Consider the following 22,976-nt stretch of genomic DNA (forward strand, 5'->3'; position numbering starts at 1 on the left):
TCCAACAGGAAGTGTGCCGGGCTTGCGAGCGGGTTAGAGCTTGCCGACCAACCGCGCCGTGCGGTCAACGGCAATCCGGGTTTTCTCCACCAGCTCATCCAGCTCGCTGTGGTTGGCGATCAAGGCCGGCGCCATGATCATCCGGCCCAGGGTCGAACGAATGATCACCCCTTCCTCGAAACCAAAGGTGCGGCACTGCCAGGCCAGGTCGTTCTCGTTGGCAAAGCGCTTGCGCGTCGGCTTGTGCTCGGCGAACTGCAGCGCCGCCACCAACCCTGCCCCCTGCACCTGGCCGATCAACGGGTGATCGGCGAACACCTCACGCAGGATGCGTTGCAGGTACGGCCCGGTGTCGTCCTTTACCTGGCGCACGATGCCTTCGTCGCGCAACGCTTTGAGGTTGGCAATGGCCACCGCCGCCGCCACCGGGTGGCCGGAATAGGTCAGGCCGTGGGCGAACACCCCGCCACGCTCCACCAACGCCTCGGCAATGCGCTTGCTCAGCACCAGGCCGCCCATCGGCACGTAGCCGCTGGTCAGGCCCTTGGCAATCGACAGGGTGTCGGGCTCGAAGCCGAAGTATTCATGGGCGAACCATTCGCCGGTGCGGCCAAAGCCACCGATCACTTCATCGGCGCACAGCAGCACGTCGTACTGGCGGCAGATGCGCTGGATTTCCGGCCAGTAGCTTTCTGGCGGGAAGATCATGCCGCCCGCGCCCTGGAACGGCTCGGCAATGAAGCCGGCAACGTTTTCGGCACCCAGCTCGAGAATTTTTTCCTCCAGTTGCAGGGCGCAGCGGCGGCCGAACTCGGCCGGGGTCAGCTCGCCACCCTCGGCGTACCAGTACGGCTCGTCGATGTGCGCCACGTCCGGAATCAGCCCACCCATTTCGTGCATGAACTTCATGCCGCCCAGCGCCGTGGCCGCCAGGGTCGAGCCGTGGTAGCCGTTCCAGCGGCCGATCATGACCTTCTTGCTGGGCTGGCCGACCACCTGCCAGTAGCGGCGCACGGTACGGATCAGCACCTCATTGGCCTCGGAGCCGGAGTTGGTGTAGATCGCGTGGCTGTAGTGCCCTGGCAGCAGGCTGAACAGCAACTCGGACAGTTCGATCACTGCCGGGTGGGTGGTGTGGAAGAACATGTTGTAGTAGGCCAGCTGGTCCATCTGCGTGGCGGCGGCGGCAGTCAGGTCACGGCGGCCATAGCCAAGCTGGGTGCACCACAGGCCGGACATGCCATCCAGGTAGCGCTTGCCCTCGCTGTCCCACAGGTGCAGGCGCTCGCCACCGACGATCACCCGTGGCCCTTCGGCGTTCAGCGCCTTCTGGTCGAGGAAGGCATGGATGTGGTGGGCGGCATCGGCTGCCTGGTAGTCGCGGGTCTGGCGTTGCGGGGCGAAAGGCGCGTTCATTGTTGGTTTTCCTTTGCGGTGGGGTTGCAGGGTGGCTGGCACTCAGCGCAGCTTGCCCATGTAGCTTTCAAGCGGGTCCTTGCCCAGCACGCCCTGGGCATTGGCCAGCGCGTCGATGAACAGGGAGAACAGCTCGGACTGGGTACCGATGTCGAGCTTGGCGTAGACGTTCTTGCGGTGCGACTTGATGGTGTCTTCCGACACACCCAGACGCTCGGCCAGCGACTTGGTCGAGTGACCGCGCAGAATCAGTTGGGCGATGCGGCATTCACGCTCGGTCAGCAACGAGCTGCCGAAGTTGTTCAGCGCGGCGTGGATGCGTTGCTCGAGGATGTTCTCGAAGCGCCCGGCGCGGCTGTCCAGCCCGGCAAAATGCTTGCTGAGTACCGCCAGCACCCAAGGCGTTACAAGCCCGAACAGCGTGCGGCTTTGCCCATCGAGCTTGTCGGTGAAGGCCAGCGAAACCGCCAGGCTTTGCCCGTTCGCCACCTGCAGGATGTAGTTGAGCTCATCCTCAAGGTGCGAGTGGCGGTAGAACGACTGGTAGTACTCGCTGACCTCGAAATGGTCGGGCGCCACCTCGAACAGGCCGTAACAGCCGGATTCGACCTGTTCCACGCAAGCACCGTAAAACGGGTCGAGCAGGTAGAAGCCAGACAGGTAGCGGCTGACATTGCCCTCGGGCTGCCAAGGCGCCTTGTCGTCCTGCTCGAACAGCGCGCAGGGCATGCCATCGTGCGGGTACAGGTACACCGTGGTGGCCTGGATGGGCCGGATCACACCCAGTGCGGCAAACAGGTTGGCGGCAAAGCCCGGCCGGCCGATTGCCTCGGTGACCTTGGCCTGGTGCTCGAACCAGTGTTCTGAAAGCAATTGAGTCGTCACTGTGGGCCTGCCGTTTCTTTTCAGTGGCACCGCCGCCTGTGCGGTGCGTTGTTGACCAGATACTCCCACGGCCCTGCGGACACCGAAATCACCCTTTGGGGTGAGCCGGACAAGGTCCGCCCCTGCTCACCCCAAAGGGTGATTCCGGGTGCCTGCAGGGTGTGGGAGCATCAACCCGCCCAGCGCTGCGAGCCTTTCGCTCGACCTCCTTGCACAACGCCTACCGGTAGCGAGCCTGCTCGCGTACTGCGGTGTCCTGCATCCCTTTCCAGGAGTTAGCAATGCATACAACAACAAGTACAGCCCATAGCCCCGCACATAGCCCCACTCTGCATGCACCCACACAACCCGACGCCAGCACCGGCCGCTTGCGCAAGTCCATGGGGATGACCGCCCTGGTGCTGTTCGGCCTGGCCTACATGGTGCCCCTGGCCGTATTCACCACCTACGGGCTGGTCACTCAGATGACCAAAGGGCACCTGCCCACCGCCTACCTGCTGACCCTCGCCGCCATGCTGCTGACCGCCTACAGCTATGGCCGCATGGTCCAGGCCCACCCCTACTCCGGGTCGGTCTACACCTACACGCGCAAAGCCTTCGGTAGCCACATCGGCTTCATCACCGGCTGGACATTGCTGCTTGACTACATCTTTCTACCGCTGCTCAGCTACCTGCTGATCGGCATCTATATGTCGGAATACTTCCCGGCCATCCACGCCTGGGTGTGGGTGGCCGGCTCCATAGCCCTGGTCACCTTCCTCAACCTGATCGGTATCGAGTCGATCACCCGGGTCAACTGGATCCTGGTGGTGGTGCAGCTGGTGTTCATCATCGTCTTCGTCGCCCTGTCCGTGCTCAAGCTCAGTGGGCAGGCAGAGCCGGTGTCGCTGCTGGCGCCCTTTCACCACGAAGGCTTCAGTGTGCCGCTGATCATGACCGGCGCCGCCGTGCTGTGCCTGTCGTTCCTCGGCTTCGACGCGGTGTCGACCATGGCTGAGGAAACCAGCAACCCAACCTACCGCATTCCCGTGGCGATTCTGGCCGTGTCGCTGATCGGTGGCCTGCTGTTCCTGGTAGTGTCGTACTGCGCACAGATGGTGTTCCCCGACTGGGGCAGCTTCGCCGACCCCGATTCGGCCTCGGTGGACGTGATGCGCCGGGTAGGCGGCGAGCTGCTGGTAACCGCGTTCACCGCCACCTACGTGGCCGGCTGCTTCGCCTCGGCCATGGTGTCCCAGGCCAGCGTATCGCGCGTGCTGTTCGCCATGGGCCGCGACGGCGCATTGCCGCAGGCGTTCGGCCAGCTGGCGACGAAAAAGCGCGTGCCGGCCACGGCCATCCTGGTGGTCAGCCTGGTGTCGATGATCGCCCTGGTGATCACCCTCGATACCGTCGCCAACATGATCAGCTTTGGCGCGCTGTTCGCCTTCTCGGCGGTGAACCTGGCGGTGGTCAAGCACTACCTGGTCGACCAGAAACTGCGCGGCGGCCGCAACTACCTGCTGTACGGTGCCATTCCTGGGCTGGGTTTTCTCAGCACGCTGTGGCTGTGGAGCAGCCTGACCAGCCTGTCGTTCACCATTGGCCTGTGCTGGCTGGGCATGGGCCTGGTAGTGCTGATGGGCCTGACGCGCGCATTCCGGGTGAAATTGCCGGAGTTGCAGATGGCCGAATGAGGCCGAACGTCGGGTGATAACTGGCCGTTATCACCCGATCCGTATTAATCATTATTCAGCCCCCCGTTCGCCCCCTACAGTCCAACCCCAACGACTGTCATTGCCAACGGGAGACGAAATGTCCATCGAACACCGCCTGAACCACATCGCCGGCCAACTCAGCGGCAACGGTGACGTGCTGCTGAACAGCGTCGACGCCCATACCGGTGAGCCGCTGCCCTACGCCTTCCATCAGGCGACCGGCGATGAGGTCGAGGCCGCCGTGCAGGCCGCCGAGGCCGCCTACCCGGCCTACCGCAGCACCCGCCCGGCCCAGCGCGCCGCCTTCCTCGACGCCATCGCCGACGAGCTGGACGCATTGGGTGATGACTTCATCCAGCATGTGATGCGCGAAACCGCGCTGCCCGAAGCGCGCATCCGTGGTGAACGCAGCCGCACCAGCAACCAGCTGCGCCTGTTTGCCGAAGTGGTACGCCGTGGCGACTTCTACGCCGCTCGTATCGACCGCGCCCTGCCCCAGCGCACCCCGCTGCCGCGCCCGGACCTGCGCCAGTACCGCATCGGCGTGGGCCCGGTGGCCGTGTTCGGCGCCAGCAACTTCCCACTGGCCTTCTCCACCGCTGGCGGGGACACGGCCTCGGCGCTGGCTGCCGGCTGCCCGGTGGTGTTCAAGGCGCACAGCGGGCACATGCTCACTGCCGCCCATGTGGCCGCAGCCATCGACCGCGCGGTGGCCAGCAGCGACATGCCGGCAGGCGTTTTCAACCTGATCTACGGTGCCGGCGTGGGCGAAGCGCTGGTCAAGCACCCGGCCATCCAGGCGGTCGGTTTTACCGGTTCGCTGCGCGGTGGCCGCGCCCTGTGCGACATGGCGGCGGCACGCCCGCAACCGATTCCGGTGTTTGCCGAAATGAGCAGCATCAACCCGGTTATCGTCTTGCCCCAGGCGCTGCAAGCCCGTGGCGAGCAAGTCGCCGGCGAACTGGCCGCCTCGGTGGTGCTGGGTTGCGGGCAGTTCTGCACCAACCCAGGCCTGGTAGTGGGTATCCGGTCGGCGCAGTTCGAGCGTTTCGTGCAAACACTGCTTGCACGCATGGCAGACCAAGGCCCGCAGACCATGCTCAACGCTGGCACCCTGCGCAGCTACCAGAACGGTGTCCAGCACCTGCTGGCGCACCCAGGTATTCAGCACCTGGCCGGGCAACCACAATCCGGCAACCAGGCCCAGCCACAGCTGTTCAAGGCAGACGTAAGCCTGCTGCTGAACGGCGACCCGCTGCTGCAGGAAGAAGTGTTCGGCCCGACCACCGTGGTGGTTGAAGTGGCCGATGCGCAGCAACTGACCGAAGCACTGCGCCATCTGCAGGGCCAGCTGACGGCCACCCTGATTGCCGAACCTGACGACCTGGTCGCCTTTGCCTCGCTGGTGCCTTTGCTGGAGCGCAAGGCCGGGCGTCTGCTGCTCAACGGCTACCCGACCGGTGTGGAAGTTTCGGATGCCATGGTGCATGGCGGGCCTTACCCGGCCACCTCCGACGCACGCGGTACGTCGGTGGGCACCTTGGCGATCGACCGTTTCCTGCGGCCGGTGTGTTTCCAGAACTACCCGGATGCGCTGCTGCCGGATGCGTTGAAAAACGCTAACCCGTTGGGGATTGCGCGTTTGCTCGATGGGGTGAGCAGCCGCGACGGGGTGTGATACCTGCCGTATTGAACTGGCACGGCACCTTTCAGCCGTGCCAGCCTTGAAGCGTGCGCTGAAACGACGCAATGACCTGGCTGCCCTGTCGCTCGGCCAGGTAGTACAGGTAGGTTTCGGTATACACCGAGTCCTGTGCGATGCGGATCACTTTCAAGCGGGGGTCGGCGATGTATTCTGCCTCGGACACCGCACCAATACCCATGCCACGAATCACCGCCTCGCGCAGCGCCTCGCGGCTGCCGATCTCCATGACGATACGCGGTGTTACCTGGGCAGCATCCAGTGCATTGTCCAACGCCAGCCGCGTAGTTGAACCTTGCTCACGGCGCAGCAACGGCTGCCCCTGCAACGCCTGCAGCAGAACCTGGTCATGACGGGCGAACGGGTGATCGGCGCGGACAAACAGGATCACCGCGTGCCTGGCATAGCGTTGTGCGACAAACGCCGGGTCATCATGCAGCCCTGCCAACACGCCGATATCGGTCACGTAGCCCTGAAGATCGGCCAGCACCGACGCCGAGTTGCCCACGCGAATCGACACGTCGATCTGTGGATACGCCTGCCGGTAGCGGTCGACCATCTCGATCACATGGAACGGCCCCACCGCACCGATCTTCAGCTCCCCCCGGTTAAGCTGGCCACTGTCGCGCAGCAGGCTGGTGGCCTCGGCTTCGAGCATCCACATCCGCTGCGCAATCGGCAACAAGGCGCGGCCAACGGCGGTCAGCTCGATGCGCCGGCCACGGCGGTGGAACAGTTCGACGTTGAATTCGCGCTCCAGCCCCTGGACCTGGTTGGTGGCGGTCGGCTGGCTGAGGCCAATGGCCCTGGCCCCGGCACTGAAGCTGGCATGCCGGGCCACGGCAAGGAACGTACGCAAGCGGGCGGTGGACATCCATAGATCCTTTGAATGGTTGGCTGGCAAAACCCATATTGAATTGATGGCGTGACTGTCACATGACAGCCCTAGTTTTGGCACTACCGACAACAACCACTCCGGTATTGCCATGACACCCCTCCCGAAACTGTTGCGCTGTGCCCGCCTTGCCCTGCTGCCACTGCTGCTCGCCCCCACCGTGCAAGCCCAGCAGGCGCTGACCGTCGGCCTGATCCCGTCGGAAGACTCCCAGGCCATGATCAAGAGCAGCCAGCAAGTGCTCGACCAGTTGCAGGCGCGCCTGGGCATGCCGGTCAAGCCGTACGTTGCCACCGACTACAACGGGGTGATCGAAGCCCTGCGCGCCGGCAAGCTGGACGTCGCCTACCTCGGCCCGTTCTCCTATGTCCTTGCCAACCAGGTAGCAGGCGCCGAAGCCTTTGCCGTGGCAGTGACCAGGAAGACCGCCAGCAGTGCCTACCACAGCCTGATCATTGCCCGCCAAGACAGCGGCATCCGCACGCTCGACGACCTCAAGGGGCATACCTTTGCCTTCGTCGACCCCAGCTCTGCCTCCGGCCACCTGTTCCCCAAGGCCGGCCTGGAGCACGCCGGGCACGACCCGAAAACCCTGTTCTCGCGGGTGATCTTCTCGGGGTCGCACGACGCCAGCATCCTCGCCGTGGAAAACCGCAAGGTCGATGCCGCCGCCGTGGCCGACCGCATCCTGGCCGGCGCCGTGAACAGTGGCCAGGTCAAGCAGCAGGACTTCCAGGTGGTGTGGACCTCGCCAGACATTCCCGAATCTCCGATGGTCTGGCGCAAGAACCTCGACCCCGAACTGCAGGCCAAACTGCGCGGTGCGTTTGCCGAGATCAAGGATGTACCGTGGGGTGACCAGGGCATGCTCAATGGCTTCCAGCCAACCACCGATGCTGCCTACAACGTGGTTCGCGACACGGCCAAGGTGCTCGACCTCGACCTGCGGAGCCTGAAATGATCCGCATCCGCCGACTGGCCAAGGGCTACGCCGACAACCCGGTGCTGCGCGGCATCGACCTGGACGTTCAAGCCGGTGAATTCGTGGTGATCCTTGGCCAGTCTGGTGCCGGCAAGTCCACCCTGCTGCGCTGCATGAACCGCCTGGCCAAGGCTGACAGCGGCGAGCTGCAGGTAGCCGGGGTAAACGCCATGCGCGCAGCCGATCAACGCGCCCTGCGCCGGCAAGTGGCAATGATCTTCCAGCATCACAACGTGGTGCCGCGCCTGTCGGTGCTGAAAAACGTACTGACCGGTCGCCTGGGCCACTGCAGTACCCTCACCTCGCTGCTGCAGCTGTTCCGCCGCGACGACGTGGCATTGGCCCGTGACTGCCTGCGCCGGGTGGAGCTGGAGCACAAGGCCGGCTCACGCACCGATGCGCTGTCTGGCGGGCAGATGCAGCGGGTGGGCATCGCCCGTGCGCTGGCCCAGCGGCCCCAGGTCATCCTGGCCGACGAGCCGGTGGCCAGCCTCGACCCGAATACTGCGCAGGTGGTAATGCAGTACCTGCGCGAAGCCAGCCGCACCCTCGGCATTACCGTTGTGTGCAACCTGCACCAGGTAGACCTGGCCCGGGCCTTCGCCGACCGCATCGTTGGCCTGGCCAGCGGGCGCCTGGTGTTCGATGGCCCGCCTGGGCACTTGGACGAAGCAGCCCTGCAGCGTATCTATCACACGCCCTCATCCGATGAGCCCGCAGTATCACTGGCCGTGGCCCGGCCGATGCTGACCACCGGCACAGGAGCCTCGGCATGAACCCACAAAGCCACCAATGGCTGGTCAATACACCCACCCGCGCCCGTGGCTGGCTGGGCACTGCCGCACTGCTGCTGGCAGTGGTCCTGGTGTTGCAGTGGAGCGCCGAAGGCGCACAACTGAGCTGGGCCGAGTTGGCCAACGGGCTACCACAGATCGGCGATTTCCTTGGCCGCTCGCTGCCGCCCGACCTGAGCATCCTGCCAAGCCTTTGGCAGCCGGCCCTGGAAACCCTGCAAATTGCCCTGTGGGGTACCTTGCTGGGGATCATCCTCGCCGTGCCACTGGGCTTTTTCGCGGCGCGCAACCTGCACGGCAACCGCTGGCTGTACCAGGCCACCCGGCAGGTGCTGAACGTGATTCGTAGCATCAACGAACTGATCCTGGCCCTGGTGTTCGTCTCGGCGGTGGGGCTGGGGCCCTTCCCAGGCGTGCTGGCCCTGGCGCTGCATGGCGTGGGCATGCTCGGCAAGTTCTTTGCCGAAAGCATCGAGGAGATCGACCAAGGGCCTATTGAAGCGCTGCAGGCGACCGGTGCACGGCCACTGCAGGTGATCGCTTTCGGCGTACTACCACAGGTGATCACGGCCTGGATCGCCGTGGTGCTGTACCGCTTCGAGGTGAACCTGCGTTCGGCCACGGTACTGGGTATGGTCGGTGCCGGTGGCCTGGGCTTCGAGCTGGTCAGCAGCCTGAAACTGTTCAAGTACCAGGAAACCGCCACCTGCATCCTGGTCATCACCGTGATGGTGGTATTGGCCGACCTGGCCTCCAACCGCCTGCGCCATGCGATTCAGGGCAACGCCCGCCACTGATCCACAGCCCTACCCTCGACACAAGCAACCTGCCACGTGCGCCCGCTGGGCGCGCGACGGGCAAACCATGCCTGGAGTTCCCGCAATGCCCGCACGTCCCGTTATCGGCCTGGCCGATAGCACCCTGCAATCAATCGATTGGAACGAAAACCGCCAGCCGTCGAGCATGGCCGCACCTTCCAACAACAATAAGGAATTGCCCATGCCTGCCTGCTTCCACAACCCGGTCACCACCGTTTTCGGCGGTGGCAGCCTGGACCAGATCGCCGAACACTGCCCTGGCAAGGTCGCCTTGGTTACCTTTCCCGAAGCTGCGCAGCTCGGCCTGCTGGCCAGGGTGCGCAGCCTGTTGGGCGAGCGCCTGGTGTGCGTGATCGACAACGTCCAACCCAACCCCGATGTCGCCTGGCTGCGTGGCGTGCACGAAGCCTTCTGGGCCCAGCACGGCGATTGCGATACGGTGCTGGCATTGGGGGGTGGCAGCGCCATCGATACCGCCAAGGCACTGATCGTCGGTACCGCTTCAGGCCGATTCGACGAACTGCTTGACCTGCTGGCCAGTGGCAAACCGTTTGTTCCGCCCCGGCACAAGGCCCTGGTAGCCGCGCCAACCACGGCCGGCACCGGCAGCGAGGTGACGCCTTGGGCCACCCTGTGGGACGCCGGCCAGCAGAAGAAGTATTCGCTGCACCTGCCCTGCACCTGGCCCAGCGTTGCATTGATCGACCCGCAGCTGATGCTCAGTGTGCCGGCTGCCGTAACCGTATCCACCGGGCTGGATGCCTTGTCCCACGCGCTGGAGTCGATCTGGAACCACAACGCCAACCCACTCTCCGACACCTTCGCGCTGTCGGCCATCGAGGACATCCTCGACTGCCTGCCACGCCTGCAGCAAGACCTTGGCAACCCCGAACTGCGCGCACGCATGGCCTTGGCCGCACTGAAGGCTGGGTTGGCCTTTTCCAACACCAAGACCGCGCTGGCCCATTCCATTTCCTACGAAATGACCTTGCGCCACGGCCTGCCCCACGGCATTGCCTGCTCGTTCACCCTGCCGCTGGTGCTGGGCCTGGCCTGGGGCCGTGATGCCGGGCGCGACCAGACCCTGCAAAAGGCGTTCGGCCACGACCTCGCGGCAGCGCAACAGCGCTTGCGGGCGTTTCTTCACCGCCTGGGCGTGCGCACCGAGTTCGAAGATTACGGCGTGACAGCCGCCGAGGCCGAGGCGATGATCGACGCCGCCCTGCAGGGCGCCCGCGGGCGCAATTTCATCGGCGCGCAAGCCGCCTGATCTTCTGCGTTTTTCCTGTAGCACCTTTCAAGAGTGCCGACTCGCCGAGCCCCATGGGCCGGCGCCAGAGAACAAAAAGGAAACCGTCATGAACCGCGCACAAACCCTGACTGGCGCAATGCCCAGCACCCTGCCGTTTCGCCTTGCGCAATGGCGCATGCTGCTGGCCGCGATGTTCTGCTACTTGTTCTTCTACACCGGGCGGCAAACCTTCGGCTTCGCCATCCCCGGGATCCAGGCCGAGTTCGGCCTGAGCAAGGAAACCCTCGGCTGGGCCTCCACCGCCATGCTGTGGATGTATGCCGTTGGCCAAGCCATCAATGGCAACCTCGCCGACAAGTTCGGCGGCCGACGCATCATGAGCATCGGCGCCGTGTTGTCGTGCGGCGCCAACTGGGTCACCAGCTTTGCTGGCGGTTTTCTCAGCCTGATCCTGCCGTGGGGCGTCAACGGTTATTTCCAGGCCCTGGGCTGGGCGCCCGGCAGCCGCCTGCTTTCAAACTGGTGGGGCGCTGCCGAGCGCGGCAAGGTGTATGGCTTCTATGTGTTCGCCGCTGGCTGCGCATCGGTGCTGTCGTATGTGACCTCGGTGGTGGTGATCGATGTGCTGCACCTGGAGTGGCGCTGGATTTTCCGCTTGCCTGTGCTGCTGATGCTGGCCGGTGGCATCGTCTTCTACCTGGTGGCGCGGGAGCGCCCGCAAGACATGGGTTACCCGGCGCTGGACGACACTGGCGTGGCCAACGCCGAAGACCGTGCCAACGAGGCCAGCCTGGGCGGTGAAGAAACCTCGCGCCAACGTTACCTGGCCGTGCTGAAAAACCCGCGCCTGCTGGTGGCAGCGGTGTCATTGGGCTTCCAGAACGCCGCGCGGTACGGCTTGATCGTCTGGGTGCCCGTGCATTTCCTGGGTGCCAACTGGCAGAAAGGCGACAGTTTCATCGACCCGAAATGGATCACCATCGCCTTGCCGGTAGGCATGGCCGTTGGCGCGCTGAGCAATGGCTGGGTGTCGGACAAACTGTTCGGCAGCAAACGTTACCTGGCGATCATGCTGTACATGGTGCTGGGCGCGCTCACCAGCCTGTGGATGTGGAGCCTGCCAGCGCACAGCGCGGTTGGCCTGCTGGCGCTGTTCCTCTGCGGTTTCTTCGTCTACGGCCCGGCATCGAGCTTCTGGGCGCTGTGCCCGGACCTGGTCGGCGCGCGCCGCGCCGGCACCGCCACCGGCATCATGAATTTCGCCTCGTACCTGTTCGCCGGGCTGGCAGAGCCGCTGATCGGACGTATGCTCGACACCACCGGCAACACCTCGCTGATTTTCATCGTGGTCACCAGCGCCTGCGCCTGCAGTGCCCTGGTCGCCCTGTTCGTACGCCGCTGAGGGTGCCTGCCATGTCGTCCATGCCATTGCCAAAGAGGTGTCATGTACCAGTACCACAAGTGGTTGCGCTCATTTCATGCGGTGGCGCGCACCGGCAGTTTCACCCAGGCCGCCGAGTTGCTGAGCATCGGCCAGCCAACCATCAGCGAGCAGGTCAGTGGCCTGGAAAAGCGCTTTTGCGTGGAACTGTTCCACCGTCGAGGGCGCTTTATCGAGCTCAGCCCGGCAGGCCGCCAGCTGTACGAAATTACCCAGGGCCTGTTCGGCCAGGAGGACGAAGCGCTGCAACTGTTGCAGAGCTTCCAGCAGCGCAAGCAAGGCATGTTGCGCATCGGGGCGGTGTCGCCGCCGATTGCCATGAGCCTGACCTACGAGCTGATGCAGCGCTACCCGCAGATCGAGCTGGAAACCTCGTTCAGCAGCGAAGCCGGCACGCTGGAGCGGCTGTACAACTTCGACATAGACCTGGCCATCCTCGCCCTGTCGGAGTTCGACCAGCGCCTGAGCACGCGGCTTTACCGCACTTGCCCGATTCTGGCGGTGGTGCGCGACGACCACCCGTGGGCGCGGCAGGCGAGTGTCAGCGTCAAGGACATTGCCGGCCAGCGGGTGGTATTGCGCGAAGCGGCATCGCGCACCCGGCAACTGGTCGAAGAAGGCTGCCGCCAGCATAGCGTGACACTGGATTGCGCGATGCAGTTGAACAGCCGCGAGGCCATCGTGCATGCGGTGGTGCATGGTATTGGCGTGGGCTTTGTCTCGGCAGTGGAGTACGCCGACCGCCCCGGCACGCGCTCCATCGCCTTTGCCGAAGACCCGTTCCACATCCATTACTACCTGTGCTGCCTGGGCATCCGCCGTAACCGGGCGATCATCGCCGAGCTGTTCGACGCGCTCAACGCGCACTGATGCCCCCATGACCACCGCGAGCCTGCCAGTGTGCCGGGCGGGCCGCGCGCACCCTGAGTTCTTACCCACTGGAGTTTTGCCATGCACTATCAGCAACCCAAGCAACTGCAAGCCGCCATTCTCGACTGGGCCGGCACCGTGGTGGATTTCGGCTCGTTTGCCCCCACCCAGATCTTTGTCGAGGCCTTTGCCGAGTTTGGCGTGCAGGTCAGCCTGGAAGAAGCCCGCGGGCCCATGGGGATGGGCAAGTGGGACCACATTCGCACCCTGTGCAATGTGCCGGCCATCGCTGCGCGTTACCACGCCGCCTTCGGCCACACGCCAAGCGACGACGATGTAACAGCCATCTACGAGCGCTTCATGCCCTTGCAGATCGAGAAGATCGCCGACCATTCGGCGCTGATCCCCGGAGCGCTGGAGGCCATCGCCCAGATGCGCCAACAAGGGCTGAAAATTGGCTCGTGCTCGGGTTACCCGGCGGTGGTGATGGAAAAGGTAGTGGCCCTGGCCTTGCGCAACGGTTACAGCGCCGACCACGTGGTGGCAACCGACGAGGTACCCAATGGCCGCCCCTACCCCGCGCAGGCACTGGCCAACGTGGTCGCCCTGGGGGTGAGCGACGTGGCAGCTTGCGTCAAGGTCGACGACACCTGGCCGGGTATTCTCGAAGGGCGCAGCGCCGGGATGTGGACCGTGGCCCTGACCTGCTCAGGCAACGCGCTTGGGCTCACCCATGAGCAGTACAAGGCCCTGCCCGAAGCGGAACTGGAACAGCAACGCCAGCGCATCGGCAGCCTGTTCGAAGGGTCGCGACCGCATTACCTGATCGACACCATCGCCGAGCTACCCGGGGTAATCGCCGATATCAACGCCCGCCTGGCGCGCGGGGAAATGCCCCAGAGCAGTTGAGACCTAAGCTGCGCGGTCAACCCCGCACCCACAAGGATTGCGCCGGCCTTCAGGGTTGTGCAACGCCCTTGTGGGCGCGGGCTTGCCCGCGAAGAGGCCAGCACAGGCCCAGCAAAGCTGTATACAATCAGCAAAAATCTTGATTACAATGCCCTGCGCCTATGACATCGGTAATCGCCGATGCGTATTGCGGCAGGCTTACGCCATGTCACCTACAACCCCTGCAAAAACGCTACTCGTCAAAAACGCCGCTCTGTTGGTCACCATGGACGGCCAACGCCGCGAGATCAAGAACGGCGGCCTGTTCATCGAAGACAACCTGATCAAACAGGTCGGCCCCAGCGATACCCTGCCACAACAAGCCGACGTCGTCCTCGACATGGCCGGCAAAGTGGTCATCCCTGGCCTGGTCAACACCCACCACCACATGTACCAGAGCCTCACCCGCGTGGTACCGGCGGCCCAGGACGGCGAACTGTTCAACTGGCTGACCAACCTGTACCCGATCTGGGCACGCCTGACCCCCGAAATGATCGCGGTGTCGACCCAGACCGCCATGGCCGAGCTGATCCTCTCCGGCTGCACCACCTCCAGCGACCACCTGTACATCTACCCCAACGGTTGCAAGCTCGATGACAGCATCCACGCTGCCGCCGAGATCGGCATGCGCTTCCACGCCGCACGCGGCAGCATGAGCGTGGGCCAGAGCCAGGGCGGCTTGCCACCCGACTCGGTGGTGGAAAAGGAAGCCGACATCCTCAAGGAATCGCAACGCCTGATCGAGGACTACCACGACGCCAGCCACGGCTCGATGCGCCGCATCGTGGTCGCGCCGTGCTCGCCGTTCTCGGTCAGCCGTGACTTGATGCGTGAAGCTGCCGTGCTGGCGCGCCAGTACGGGGTGTCGCTGCACACCCACCTGGCCGAAAACGTCAACGACATCGCCTACAGCCGCGAAAAGTTCGGCATGACCCCTGCCGAATACGCCGAAGACCTCGGCTGGGTCGGCCACGATGTCTGGCATGCCCACTGTGTACAGCTCGACCAGCATGGCATCGAGCTGTTCGCCCGCACCGGCACCGGCGTTGCCCACTGCCCATGCTCGAACATGCGCCTGGCCTCGGGTATCGCCCCGGTGCGCAAGATGCGCGACCACGGCGTACCGGTGGGCCTGGGGGTCGATGGCTCGGCGTCCAACGACGGCGCCAGCATGATCGGTGAAGTGCGCCAGGCCTTGCTGCTCCAGCGGGTGGGCTTCGGCCCCGACGCCATGACCGCACGCGAAGCCCTGGAAATCGCCACCCTCGGCGGCGCCAAGGTGCTCAACCGCAATGACATCGGCGCCCTGGCCCCCGGCATGGTCGCCGACTTCGTCGCGTTCGACCTGGGCCACGTGGCCTATGCCGGCGGCCACCACGACCCGCTGGCAGCGCTGGTGTTCTGCACGCCAACCCAAGTGCACACCAGCGTGATCAACGGCCGTGTGGTGGTGAAGGATGGCCAGCTGGCCACCGTCGACCTGCCACGCGTGCTGGAGCGCCACAACCAGCTGGCACACCAGTTGGTCAGCGGCGCGTGATGCACCCGGGCTGCTGCGCCCCAAGCCGGGCGCAGCTGCCCATTCCTGCCTGTTCTTTTCTCAACGAATGCGACTGAGACCGTGCTGTTAGACGCATAAAATAACAAAGCGAGCTACTCACCATGACTTCTCCCGCTTCACCTCGTCCAGAAGACGAGAACCTCGGCGTGGGCGCCAACCTGGCTTACGGCCTGCAGCATGTACTGACCATGTATGGCGGCATGATCGCCGTGCCGCTGATCATCGGCCAAGCCGCCGGCCTCAGCGCTGGCGACGTTGGCCTGCTGATCGCCGCGTCGCTGTTCGCCGGCGGCCTGGCAACGCTGCTGCAGACCTTGGGCATTCCCTTCTTCGGCTGCCGCCTGCCACTGGTCCAAGGGGTGTCCTTCGCCAGCGTCGCCACCATGGTCGCGATCATCGGCAATGACGGTATCGGGGGCATGCAGGTGGTGTTCGGCGCAGTGATCGTGTCATCGCTGGTCGGCCTGCTGATCACCCCGCTGTTCTCACGCATCATCAAGTACTTTCCGCCATTGGTGACCGGCATCGTCATCACCACCATCGGCCTGACCTTGATGCCGGTGACCGCGCGCTGGGCCATGGGCGGCAACAGCCAGGCCGCCGACTTCGGCAGCCCGGCTAACATTGGCCTGGCCGCGTTCACCCTGGCCTCGGTACTGCTGCTGAGCAAGCTGGGCAGTGCCAACCTGTCGCGCCTGTCGATCCTGCTGGCGATCGTGATCGGCACGCTGGCGGCGATGGCCACCGGCATGGCGGATTTCTCCCAGGCACTGCAAGGGCCGTGGATGGCCATGCCCGAGGTGCTGCACTTCGGTGCGCCGCAGTTCCAGGTGGCGGCGATTCTGTCCATGCTTATCGTCATCGTGGTGACCATGGTCGAGACCTCGGCCGACATCCTGGCGGTGGGTGAAATCATCGGCACCCCGGTCGACTCCAAGCGACTGGGCAATGGCCTGCGCGCCGACATGATTTCCAGCGCCCTGGCGCCGCTGTTCGGCTCGTTCACGCAAAGTGCCTTCGCGCAGAACGTCGGCCTGGTGGCCGTGACCGGGGTGAAGAGCCGCTACGTGGTGGCCAGCGCCGGGCTGATCCTGGTGACCCTGGGGCTGCTGCCGGTGATGGGCCGGCTGGTCGCCGCGGTGCCTACAGCGGTGCTCGGTGGCGCCGGGCTGGTGCTGTTCGGCACGGTCGCGGCCAGCGGCATCCGCACCTTGGCCCAGGTGGACTACCGCAACAACATGAACCTGATCATTGTCGCCACCTCGATCGGCTTTGGCATGATCCCGATCGCAGCGCCAGGCTTCTATCACCACTTCCCGGCCTGGTTCGAGACCATCTTCCACTCGGGCATCAGCTCGGCGGCGATCATGGCGATTCTGCTCAACCTGCTGTTCAACCACCTGCGCGCTGGCAACTCCGATCAACAGTCGGTGTTCGTCGCGGCCAGCGAGCGCACCCTGCGCTACCGGGACATCGCCGGGTTGAATGAAGGCGATGTGTTCCGTGATGGCAAGCTGTATGACCGGGACGGCAACGAAGTGCCGATCATGGAGGCTGATGAGGGGCACTTCAAAACGGGTAAGACGTCAGTGGCGCACATGCACTGACACTGCTCCTCTATAGGCTGGCGCGGTCTCCTGGAGGAAACCGCGCCAGTCGATCGGGTCGGTTATTGCTGCTGACGGGTAGCGCACACCACAATTTCGCGAATGCACACCGATTGCGGTTGGCCATAGGCAAAGCCGATGGTCTCGGCAATGGTCTGCGCCGTCAGCACCCCGCCCATTTCCTGCTTCCAGTCGTTGTAGCCCGCCTTGATGGCGTCATCGGTCGTGTGGCTGAGCAGTTCGGTGTCGACAGCGCCCGGCTCGATGGTGATCACCCGCACGTTACTCGGTGCCAGTTCTTCGCGCAGGTTTTCCGACAGGCCTGTAACGGCGAACTTGGTACCGACATAGGCGACATGGTTGGGGAAGGCCTTGCGCCCGGCCACGGAGCTGACGTTGATGATGGTGCCGTGCTTGCGCTCGACCATGCCGCCGGCCACGGCATGGATGCCGTTGAGCAGCCCACGCACGTTCACGTCGAGCATGCGGTTCCACTGCTCTGGGTCCTGCGTGGCGATTGCGCCCAGCAGCATTACACCGGCATTGTTGATGATCGCGTCGACCGGGCCAAAGCGTGCCTCGGCCTCGGCAACGGCAGCCAGCACAGCCGCGCGGTCAGTCACATCGACCGGCAGCGCCAGCGTGTTGGGCAACTGCAGTTGTTGCATCGGCGCCAGGCGGCGAGACAGCAGCAACAGTGCATGGCCGCGGCTGGACAGCAGCTTGGCGGTGGCCAGGCCAATGCCGGAGCTGGCACCGGTAATTACCACCAGCGGTTTATGGGTGTTGGTCATGGTCGCCATCCTGTTATCCAATTTGCCTATGGGTAAGAAGTAGAGCGAGTATAGAAGCCAGTTTTTCTGCCGAAAAATGGGAAATTCCTTTCGCAACCATCGGCATCACTTATGGGTAACCCATGGATTATCGCCAGCTCCGTGCTTTCATCGCCGTGTTCGAAGAGCGCAACATCACCGCCGCCGCACGTTCGATACACCTTAGCCAACCGGCGCTGTCTGGCAGTATCAAGGCACTGGAAGAAGCCTTGGGCACCACGCTGTTCGTGCGCCAGGCCCGTGGCGTGGACGTGACCGAAGATGCCCGCGCGCTGTACCCCGAGGCGCAACGGATGGTCGCCGATGCCAACCGCCTGCTGGGGCGTTTCAAGGGTGATCGTGAACGTTCACCGTTGCAGGTTGGCGTCGAGCAGGATGTAAGCAAAGCGGTGCTGGCCAAGCTTGTGCTGGCGGCGGCGGCCATCCAGCCCCCAGTGCGCCTGCAATTGGTAACCGGCTGCATGGGCGAGGTGCGGCTGGCCAGCGAAGAGCAGCGCTGTGAAGATGAGTTGTTCTTGCCGCTGCACAGCGACCCGTTCGTGCTGGCCCTTGCAACCCAGGCAAGCGCTGCCGAGCACTGGATTACCTGCCCTGCGCAGCCGAGCCATCAGCGCCTGCTGCCGTTCTACAGCGTGAACCCGGTAGCAGAAGCCGATAGCTTTGTGTTGGCCCTGGAATTGGTCGCCGCCGGGCTGGGCGCTGCAATCGTGCCGCAGTCACTGGCCGCCGAGCATCCTGGCGTGCGCTGGCAACCCATGCCCCAACTGGACCTGCGTCGACGCATCGGCCTGTGCTACTCAGCCCAGGCGCTGGCGCTCGATGGCGTCATGCAACTGCGCGATGCCTTGCAGTGTTGAGTTGCCTTTAGTGGCACTCACAGGGACATGATCATCTCATGCCACGCCATACCGCCGTGGTCCGATGGCGACGGCTTCACGTACTGGTAGCCCAGCTTCTGGTACAAGGGCACATGCTGCTCCTTGCACATCAGGTGAATGGTCTGCTTGCCCGCCGCCTGCATGCGTGCGATGAACGCGTCCATCAATAGCTTGGCGTAGCCTTTGCCCTGCTGCGCCGGGTCTACCACCACCGACATGATCACCACGTTCGGCGCTGCCGGGTCATGGCCGACCAGTTCCTTGAACGCTTCGTCGGACATCACCACGTCGTGGGCGCAGCCGCTGTTGATGAAACCCACGATCTCGCCGTCACGTTCCAGCAACAGGAAGCCTTGCGGGTACTGCGCGATACGCGTGCGGATTTTTTCCAGCGTGGCCGCCTCATCCCCCTCATAGGCGCCAATTTCGATGGCGTAGCAGCGCTCGGCATCTGCGGGAATGGGGGTGCGAAACTGGGGGGCGCTCATGGCAGGTTTCCTAGGGCAAGGTGAAGGCAGCCAGCATGATAAATGAGCATCGACCTTGCGCTCCATCGTCGCGAACCGAGCAGGTCGCGACAGCCCAGCGCAATAAATGCAGTTTTTGCATATTAAGTTATATCTAAATTGAATTTTATTATTATGCAGAAAGCCTTTACTGTCTAAGCCACTCAGCCGGCCTTGAGCTGCCGGTTTCTCGCACGCTACCCGACCACGTGGTGCCTGCCCCCTGATCGCACATGGAGGCGCCATGCCCATTGCTTCATTCAACCGCCGTCAACTGCTGGCGTTGGCCGGCACCGCCACGGCGGCAACCTTGTTCGGCCGCTTGGCCTTCGCCGACAGCAGCCACGCCGGCCACAGCGAGCATGCCGTACAACCCGTCGGCAGTGGCCTGGACCTGGAGAGCAACCGCTGGGTGCTGCCCGAACCGCGCAAGGTCAGGCTGGCGACCAACCTCAATGCCGTGTGCCTGGCACCGGTGGCCGTAGCCGACAGCCAAGGCATTTTCAAACGCCACAACCTGGATGTGGAATTCGTCAACTTCGGTAACTCCACCGAGGTGCTGCTGGAGTCGATGGCCACCGGCAAGGCCGATGCCGCCACCGGCATGGCACTGCGCTGGCTGAAAGCGCTGGAACAGGGCTTCGATGTCAAACTGACCGCCGGCACCCATGGCGGCTGCCTGCGTCTGTTGACCCTGGACGGCGGCCCGCAGGACTTCGCGGCCTTGAAAGGCACCACCATCGGCGTCACCGACATGGCGGCAGCGGACAAGAACTTCTTCTCGCTGATGCTCAAGCGCCATGGCGTCGACCCGGTGCGCGACGTGACCTGGCGGGTCTACCCCATCGATCTGCTCAGCGTTGCCCTGCAAAAGGGCGAGATCCAGGCTGCCAGCGGTTCGGACCCACTCATGTACCGGGTCAAGCAGCAGCCAGGGTTCCGCGAGCTGGCGACCAATATGGTCGAGGAATACGCCAACATGAGCTGCTGCGTGGTCGGCGTCAGCGGCCAGCTGGCGCGCAATGACACCCCGGTCGCTGCCGCCATCACTCACTCGATTCTGCAGGCCCATGCGTGGGCATCGCGTAACCCCGACGCGGTGGCCGAAGAATTCCTCAAGTTCGCCATCAACACCTCCAAGGAAGAAGTACGCGCCATCCTCACCGAACACACCCACGGTTATTACTCGGTGGGTAACACCTTCGTGAAGGAAATTGCCGTGTACGCCCGTGACCTGAAGAACATCGAGGTACTGCGCCCACGCACCGACCCGCTGGAATTCGCGGAGAGCATCCATGCCAACGTATTCGCTTGAGCAAAGCCGAACCGCCAAAGCACCCGCCATCGCCGTATGGCGTGGCGGCCTGCTTGCGGCACTGGCTTGGGTCGCCTTCGCGCTGTTCACCCAGTTCTACCCGGACGGTGGCAAACCTTGGCCATTCACCCGCGAACTGGCATTGGCGGGCGCAGTGGCCGGCGGGCTGCTGGCGCTGCTCGCACTGTTGCCGGGGGTGTTTACCCGCAGCGTCGCTCGGTTGCGGCCGGCCGCTGCGTGGCTGGTCGCCTTGCCCTTGTTGCTTGGCCTGTGGCTGCTGGTCACAGCCAAGGTGGTATTGCTGCCGGTACCGTTTTTCGCGCCGCCCCAGGCGCTGATCGAAGTGTTCGTCGATGACTGGTCGCGGCTTGGCGAAAGCCTGCTGCATTCGCTGTGGCTGCTGCTCAACGGTGTAGTCATCGGCGGTGCGGCCGGTTTCATCGCCGGCGTGGCGATTGGCTGGTCGCACCGGATCGGCTACTGGGTACACCCGGTGCTGCGCATCCTCGGGCCGGTACCGTCCACGGCGCTGCTGCCAATCTGCTTTTTCTTCTTCCCTTCCAGCTGGAGCGCCAGCGTGTTCCTGATAGCCCTGGCCACCTGGTTCCCGGTCACGGTACTGACCTGGTCCGGGGTGGCCAGCGTGGACAAGGCTTATTACGAAGTGGCGCGCACCCTGGGTGCCAGCGGGCGCTTCCTGGTCTGGCGGGTGGCGATCCCCGCTGCCCTGCCCCATGTGTTCGTCGGCCTGTTCATGGGCCTGGGGGCTTCGTTCTCGGTGCTGGTTGTGGCCGAGATGATGGGGGTCAAGGCCGGCCTTGGCTGGTACCTGCAATGGGCGCAGGGCTGGGCCGCCTACGCCAACATGTATGCGGCGCTGTTGGTGATGGCATTGCTGTGCTCGGGGCTGATCACGCTGTTGTTCCTGGTGCGTGACCGGGTGCTGGCCTGGCAAAAGGGAGCAGTGAAATGGTGAGTGGCGTACAAGCGGTGCTGGCCCAGGACACCGGCATGGCGCTGGATATCCGTGGGCTGAGCCACGCCTTTGATTTGGGCAGTGAGCGCCTGCCCGTACTGGACAAGGTCGACCTGCAGTTGGCGCCTGGTGAGAGCGTGGCGCTGCTTGGCCCGTCCGGTTGCGGCAAGTCCACCCTGCTGCGCCTGGTTGCCGGGCTGGAAACAACGCAAAGTGGTAGCTTGCTGGCGGACGGCCAGGCCATTGTTGCCCCACACCACTCGCGCGTGCTGGTGTTCCAGGACCCGACGCTGTACCCATGGCGCAGCGTGTGGGACAACGTCGCCCTCGGCCTGCAAGCCCGTGGCCAGCTGAAGGCCCAGCGCCATCGGGTGGACGAGACCTTGCACAAGGTCGGCCTGCTGCAGTTTCGTGATGCCTACCCGCGCCAGTTGTCGGGCGGTATGGCCCAGCGTGTGGCATTGGCCCGAGCGCTGATCAACGAACCTCGGCTGCTGCTGCTCGATGAGCCATTGGGCAAGCTCGACTCGCTGACCCGCATTGCCATGCAGGGCGAGCTGATCCGCCTGTGGCAGCAGCAAGGCTACAGTTCGTTACTGGTAACCCATGATGTCGAAGAGGCCTTGTTGTTGTGCGACCGGGTGCTGGTGTTCTCGCCGCGGCCGGCGCGGGTGCTGGCCGAGCTGAAGGTCGAGCGGGGTTACCCGCGGCATCGGGATGACCCTCGGTTGCTGGAGTTGCGCCAGCATGCGCTGGAATTATTGGGCCAGGGGCGGGATTGGTGAACGTAGTGCGCTTGTGCCGCAAGAGGGGCCGCAAAGCCCCCCTTTGACCTGATGCTAAACCCTCTGATTTAAACGGCACACCTAGGCATGATGCGCTGATTACGTAGGAGCGGCTTCTTTGAAAAATAAAGGAAAGCCCAAGCACTCCTTTATTACTCAGCGCCGTACGAAACCGCCCTTCAACATACTGATATTAGAAGACACAACAACTCTTGTAATCAAATTAAGCCCAGGATTCACAGACACCAGGACTCCAGGATTATCGACTCCCGCGTTATAAATAGCGAGCATACTAATTCCTGCATGAAGCGCCTCTATGAGATAGGTGTTCTCAACCTCATAGGAGATAATTTCGCCTGTTGGCCACTTTTCAAGCTCAGCGACAACATTGTTCCCCTCCTCGCTTTTCAAGTGCGCCGCCACCACCGAAAAATAGGGCTCATCTTGCTCTTTGGAGTCGTCCTCTATTGTGAAAACATCAATACTGGCTGCTGACATTGACGAAGCTTCAACACGGACTTTCCGGGGCGACGGAGTTTCAATGGTGATCCATTGCAGCTTCCCAGTTAAGTAATCAAAATTTGCCTGAACATTAATATGTAAATCAGGAATGACCCTTACTAAGCTGAGCACTTGAGCCGCAGAGCAAAGCGCCTGCATGAGCTTATGATCAAAAACTGAAAATCTTATATCATGCCCTTCGCCCGTCAAGTACACTATCGGAGCATTGCCATAGCCATGACCGTAAATATTAAGATGAACATCGTCAACCTTAAAAGTAGTTCCTGAACTTCCCATCTCACTACCCTCCACTA

General features: G+C 63.5%; 21 protein-coding genes. 15 read left to right on the top strand and 6 right to left on the bottom strand.

What is annotated here, in order from left to right; genetic code table 11:
- Positions 1–33: 33 nt before the first annotated feature.
- Both DM807_RS27290 and DM807_RS27295 read right to left on the bottom strand, forming a co-directional pair.
- Positions 34–1,416 (bottom strand): aspartate aminotransferase family protein, encoded by a 1,383-nt coding sequence (locus DM807_RS27290; protein WP_179028181.1) that lies wholly within the window; start codon positions 1,414–1,416, stop codon positions 34–36.
- Positions 1,417–1,458: 42 nt separating this feature from the next.
- Positions 1,459–2,301, bottom strand: coding sequence for a helix-turn-helix transcriptional regulator (locus tag DM807_RS27295; RefSeq protein ID WP_012272872.1), 843 nt, complete (start codon positions 2,299–2,301; stop codon positions 1,459–1,461).
- A 281-nt stretch (positions 2,302–2,582) separates the two neighbouring features.
- Between DM807_RS27295 and DM807_RS27300 the strand changes: the two genes are divergently transcribed.
- Together DM807_RS27300 and DM807_RS27305 are read left to right on the top strand one after the other, a co-directional pair.
- The gene (locus tag DM807_RS27300) at positions 2,583–3,977 is read left to right on the top strand and encodes an APC family permease (RefSeq protein WP_179028182.1); all 1,395 of its coding nucleotides are present in this window, start codon (positions 2,583–2,585) and stop codon (positions 3,975–3,977) included.
- Positions 3,978–4,095: 118 nt separating this feature from the next.
- The gene (locus tag DM807_RS27305) at positions 4,096–5,676 is read left to right on the top strand and encodes an aldehyde dehydrogenase (NADP(+)) (RefSeq protein ID WP_179028183.1); all 1,581 of its coding nucleotides are present in this window, start codon (positions 4,096–4,098) and stop codon (positions 5,674–5,676) included.
- A gap of 31 nt (positions 5,677–5,707) precedes the next feature.
- Here the strand turns inward: DM807_RS27305 and DM807_RS27310 are convergent, their stop codons facing one another.
- Complete coding sequence (locus DM807_RS27310) at positions 5,708–6,574, bottom strand: LysR substrate-binding domain-containing protein (RefSeq protein ID WP_012272875.1); 867 nt, start codon at positions 6,572–6,574, stop codon at positions 5,708–5,710.
- A gap of 112 nt (positions 6,575–6,686) precedes the next feature.
- Between DM807_RS27310 and phnD the strand changes: the two genes are divergently transcribed.
- The 9 genes from phnD to DM807_RS27355 all read left to right on the top strand — a co-directional run bounded on the left by phnD (position 6,687) and on the right by DM807_RS27355 (position 16,868).
- Positions 6,687–7,556: a phosphonate ABC transporter substrate-binding protein gene (phnD, locus tag DM807_RS27315; RefSeq protein ID WP_012272876.1), complete on the top strand. Its 870-nt coding sequence runs from the start codon at positions 6,687–6,689 to the stop codon at positions 7,554–7,556.
- Entirely contained in the window at positions 7,553–8,353 is an 801-nt protein-coding gene (phnC, locus tag DM807_RS27320; protein WP_060493862.1) for a phosphonate ABC transporter ATP-binding protein, read from the top strand. Before phnD ends, phnC begins: the two co-directional genes overlap by 4 nt.
- A complete protein-coding gene (gene phnE, locus DM807_RS27325; RefSeq protein ID WP_012272878.1) occupies positions 8,350–9,168 on the top strand; it encodes a phosphonate ABC transporter, permease protein PhnE in 819 nt (272 codons plus the stop codon). Before phnC ends, phnE begins: the two co-directional genes overlap by 4 nt.
- Before the next feature lie 202 nt (positions 9,169–9,370).
- Positions 9,371–10,459 (top strand): iron-containing alcohol dehydrogenase PsrA, encoded by a 1,089-nt coding sequence (psrA, locus tag DM807_RS27330; protein ID WP_060514425.1) that lies wholly within the window; start codon positions 9,371–9,373, stop codon positions 10,457–10,459.
- A gap of 88 nt (positions 10,460–10,547) precedes the next feature.
- Positions 10,548–11,843, top strand: coding sequence for an MFS transporter (locus tag DM807_RS27335; RefSeq protein ID WP_060493864.1), 1,296 nt, complete (start codon positions 10,548–10,550; stop codon positions 11,841–11,843).
- A 42-nt stretch (positions 11,844–11,885) separates the two neighbouring features.
- The gene (locus DM807_RS27340; RefSeq protein ID WP_179028184.1) at positions 11,886–12,752 is read left to right on the top strand and encodes a LysR substrate-binding domain-containing protein; all 867 of its coding nucleotides are present in this window, start codon (positions 11,886–11,888) and stop codon (positions 12,750–12,752) included.
- An 81-nt stretch (positions 12,753–12,833) separates the two neighbouring features.
- Positions 12,834–13,661: a phosphonoacetaldehyde hydrolase gene (gene phnX / locus DM807_RS27345; RefSeq protein ID WP_179028185.1), complete on the top strand. Its 828-nt coding sequence runs from the start codon at positions 12,834–12,836 to the stop codon at positions 13,659–13,661.
- 205 nt (positions 13,662–13,866) lie between these two features.
- Positions 13,867–15,240 (top strand): 8-oxoguanine deaminase, encoded by a 1,374-nt coding sequence (locus DM807_RS27350; protein ID WP_060493866.1) that lies wholly within the window; start codon positions 13,867–13,869, stop codon positions 15,238–15,240.
- A 122-nt stretch (positions 15,241–15,362) separates the two neighbouring features.
- On the top strand, positions 15,363–16,868 hold the full coding sequence (locus DM807_RS27355) for a nucleobase:cation symporter-2 family protein (RefSeq protein ID WP_179028186.1): 1,506 nt from the start codon (positions 15,363–15,365) through the stop codon (positions 16,866–16,868).
- A 62-nt stretch (positions 16,869–16,930) separates the two neighbouring features.
- Here DM807_RS27355 and DM807_RS27360 read toward each other — a convergent pair whose 3' ends face one another.
- On the bottom strand, positions 16,931–17,662 hold the full coding sequence (locus DM807_RS27360; RefSeq protein WP_179028187.1) for an SDR family oxidoreductase: 732 nt from the start codon (positions 17,660–17,662) through the stop codon (positions 16,931–16,933).
- A gap of 122 nt (positions 17,663–17,784) precedes the next feature.
- On the opposite strand from DM807_RS27360, the gene DM807_RS27365 reads away from it, so the two are divergent.
- Positions 17,785–18,558 (top strand): LysR family transcriptional regulator, encoded by a 774-nt coding sequence (locus DM807_RS27365; RefSeq protein ID WP_060493868.1) that lies wholly within the window; start codon positions 17,785–17,787, stop codon positions 18,556–18,558.
- Positions 18,559–18,575: 17 nt separating this feature from the next.
- Here the strand turns inward: DM807_RS27365 and DM807_RS27370 are convergent, their stop codons facing one another.
- Complete coding sequence (locus tag DM807_RS27370; RefSeq protein ID WP_012272887.1) at positions 18,576–19,067, bottom strand: GNAT family N-acetyltransferase; 492 nt, start codon at positions 19,065–19,067, stop codon at positions 18,576–18,578.
- 262 nt (positions 19,068–19,329) lie between these two features.
- Here DM807_RS27370 and DM807_RS27375 point away from each other — a divergent pair, with 262 nt between their 5' ends.
- The 3 genes from DM807_RS27375 to DM807_RS27385 are packed head-to-tail and all read left to right on the top strand — an operon-like array spanning position 19,330 to position 22,161.
- The gene (locus tag DM807_RS27375; RefSeq protein WP_012272888.1) at positions 19,330–20,400 is read left to right on the top strand and encodes an ABC transporter substrate-binding protein; all 1,071 of its coding nucleotides are present in this window, start codon (positions 19,330–19,332) and stop codon (positions 20,398–20,400) included.
- A complete protein-coding gene (locus DM807_RS27380; protein ID WP_012272889.1) occupies positions 20,381–21,376 on the top strand; it encodes an ABC transporter permease in 996 nt (331 codons plus the stop codon). The genes DM807_RS27375 and DM807_RS27380 overlap by 20 nt, the downstream gene beginning before the upstream one ends.
- On the top strand, positions 21,370–22,161 hold the full coding sequence (locus DM807_RS27385) for an ABC transporter ATP-binding protein (RefSeq protein WP_060514686.1): 792 nt from the start codon (positions 21,370–21,372) through the stop codon (positions 22,159–22,161). Before DM807_RS27380 ends, DM807_RS27385 begins: the two co-directional genes overlap by 7 nt.
- Positions 22,162–22,317: 156 nt before the next feature.
- On the opposite strand, the gene DM807_RS27390 is transcribed toward DM807_RS27385, so the two are convergent.
- Positions 22,318–22,959, bottom strand: coding sequence for a hypothetical protein (locus DM807_RS27390; RefSeq protein ID WP_179028188.1), 642 nt, complete (start codon positions 22,957–22,959; stop codon positions 22,318–22,320).
- Between the last annotated feature and the right edge of the window lie 17 nt (positions 22,960–22,976).

This window comes from Pseudomonas hunanensis, from assembly GCF_013393325.1.
Classification (GTDB): domain Bacteria; phylum Pseudomonadota; class Gammaproteobacteria; order Pseudomonadales; family Pseudomonadaceae; genus Aquipseudomonas; species Aquipseudomonas putida_P.

What these genes read in the sequence shown, in the direction of transcription:
- DM807_RS27290 (WP_179028181.1), bottom strand. Translation starts at nt 1,416, where the DNA reads ATGAACGCGCCTTTCGCCCCGCAACGCCAGACCCGCGACTACCAGGCA.
- DM807_RS27300 (WP_179028182.1), top strand. Translation starts at nt 2,583, where the DNA reads ATGCATACAACAACAAGTACAGCCCATAGCCCCGCACATAGCCCCACT.
- DM807_RS27305 (WP_179028183.1), top strand. Translation starts at nt 4,096, where the DNA reads ATGTCCATCGAACACCGCCTGAACCACATCGCCGGCCAACTCAGCGGC.
- DM807_RS27310 (WP_012272875.1), bottom strand. Translation starts at nt 6,574, where the DNA reads ATGTCCACCGCCCGCTTGCGTACGTTCCTTGCCGTGGCCCGGCATGCC.
- phnD (WP_012272876.1), top strand. Translation starts at nt 6,687, where the DNA reads ATGACACCCCTCCCGAAACTGTTGCGCTGTGCCCGCCTTGCCCTGCTG.
- phnC (WP_060493862.1), top strand. Translation starts at nt 7,553, where the DNA reads ATGATCCGCATCCGCCGACTGGCCAAGGGCTACGCCGACAACCCGGTG.
- phnE (WP_012272878.1), top strand. Translation starts at nt 8,350, where the DNA reads ATGAACCCACAAAGCCACCAATGGCTGGTCAATACACCCACCCGCGCC.
- psrA (WP_060514425.1), top strand. Translation starts at nt 9,371, where the DNA reads ATGCCTGCCTGCTTCCACAACCCGGTCACCACCGTTTTCGGCGGTGGC.
- DM807_RS27335 (WP_060493864.1), top strand. Translation starts at nt 10,548, where the DNA reads ATGAACCGCGCACAAACCCTGACTGGCGCAATGCCCAGCACCCTGCCG.
- DM807_RS27340 (WP_179028184.1), top strand. Translation starts at nt 11,886, where the DNA reads ATGTACCAGTACCACAAGTGGTTGCGCTCATTTCATGCGGTGGCGCGC.
- phnX (WP_179028185.1), top strand. Translation starts at nt 12,834, where the DNA reads ATGCACTATCAGCAACCCAAGCAACTGCAAGCCGCCATTCTCGACTGG.
- DM807_RS27350 (WP_060493866.1), top strand. Translation starts at nt 13,867, where the DNA reads ATGTCACCTACAACCCCTGCAAAAACGCTACTCGTCAAAAACGCCGCT.
- DM807_RS27355 (WP_179028186.1), top strand. Translation starts at nt 15,363, where the DNA reads ATGACTTCTCCCGCTTCACCTCGTCCAGAAGACGAGAACCTCGGCGTG.
- DM807_RS27360 (WP_179028187.1), bottom strand. Translation starts at nt 17,662, where the DNA reads ATGACCAACACCCATAAACCGCTGGTGGTAATTACCGGTGCCAGCTCC.
- DM807_RS27365 (WP_060493868.1), top strand. Translation starts at nt 17,785, where the DNA reads ATGGATTATCGCCAGCTCCGTGCTTTCATCGCCGTGTTCGAAGAGCGC.
- DM807_RS27370 (WP_012272887.1), bottom strand. Translation starts at nt 19,067, where the DNA reads ATGAGCGCCCCCCAGTTTCGCACCCCCATTCCCGCAGATGCCGAGCGC.
- DM807_RS27375 (WP_012272888.1), top strand. Translation starts at nt 19,330, where the DNA reads ATGCCCATTGCTTCATTCAACCGCCGTCAACTGCTGGCGTTGGCCGGC.
- DM807_RS27380 (WP_012272889.1), top strand. Translation starts at nt 20,381, where the DNA reads ATGCCAACGTATTCGCTTGAGCAAAGCCGAACCGCCAAAGCACCCGCC.
- DM807_RS27385 (WP_060514686.1), top strand. Translation starts at nt 21,370, where the DNA reads ATGGTGAGTGGCGTACAAGCGGTGCTGGCCCAGGACACCGGCATGGCG.
- DM807_RS27390 (WP_179028188.1), bottom strand. Translation starts at nt 22,959, where the DNA reads ATGGGAAGTTCAGGAACTACTTTTAAGGTTGACGATGTTCATCTTAAT.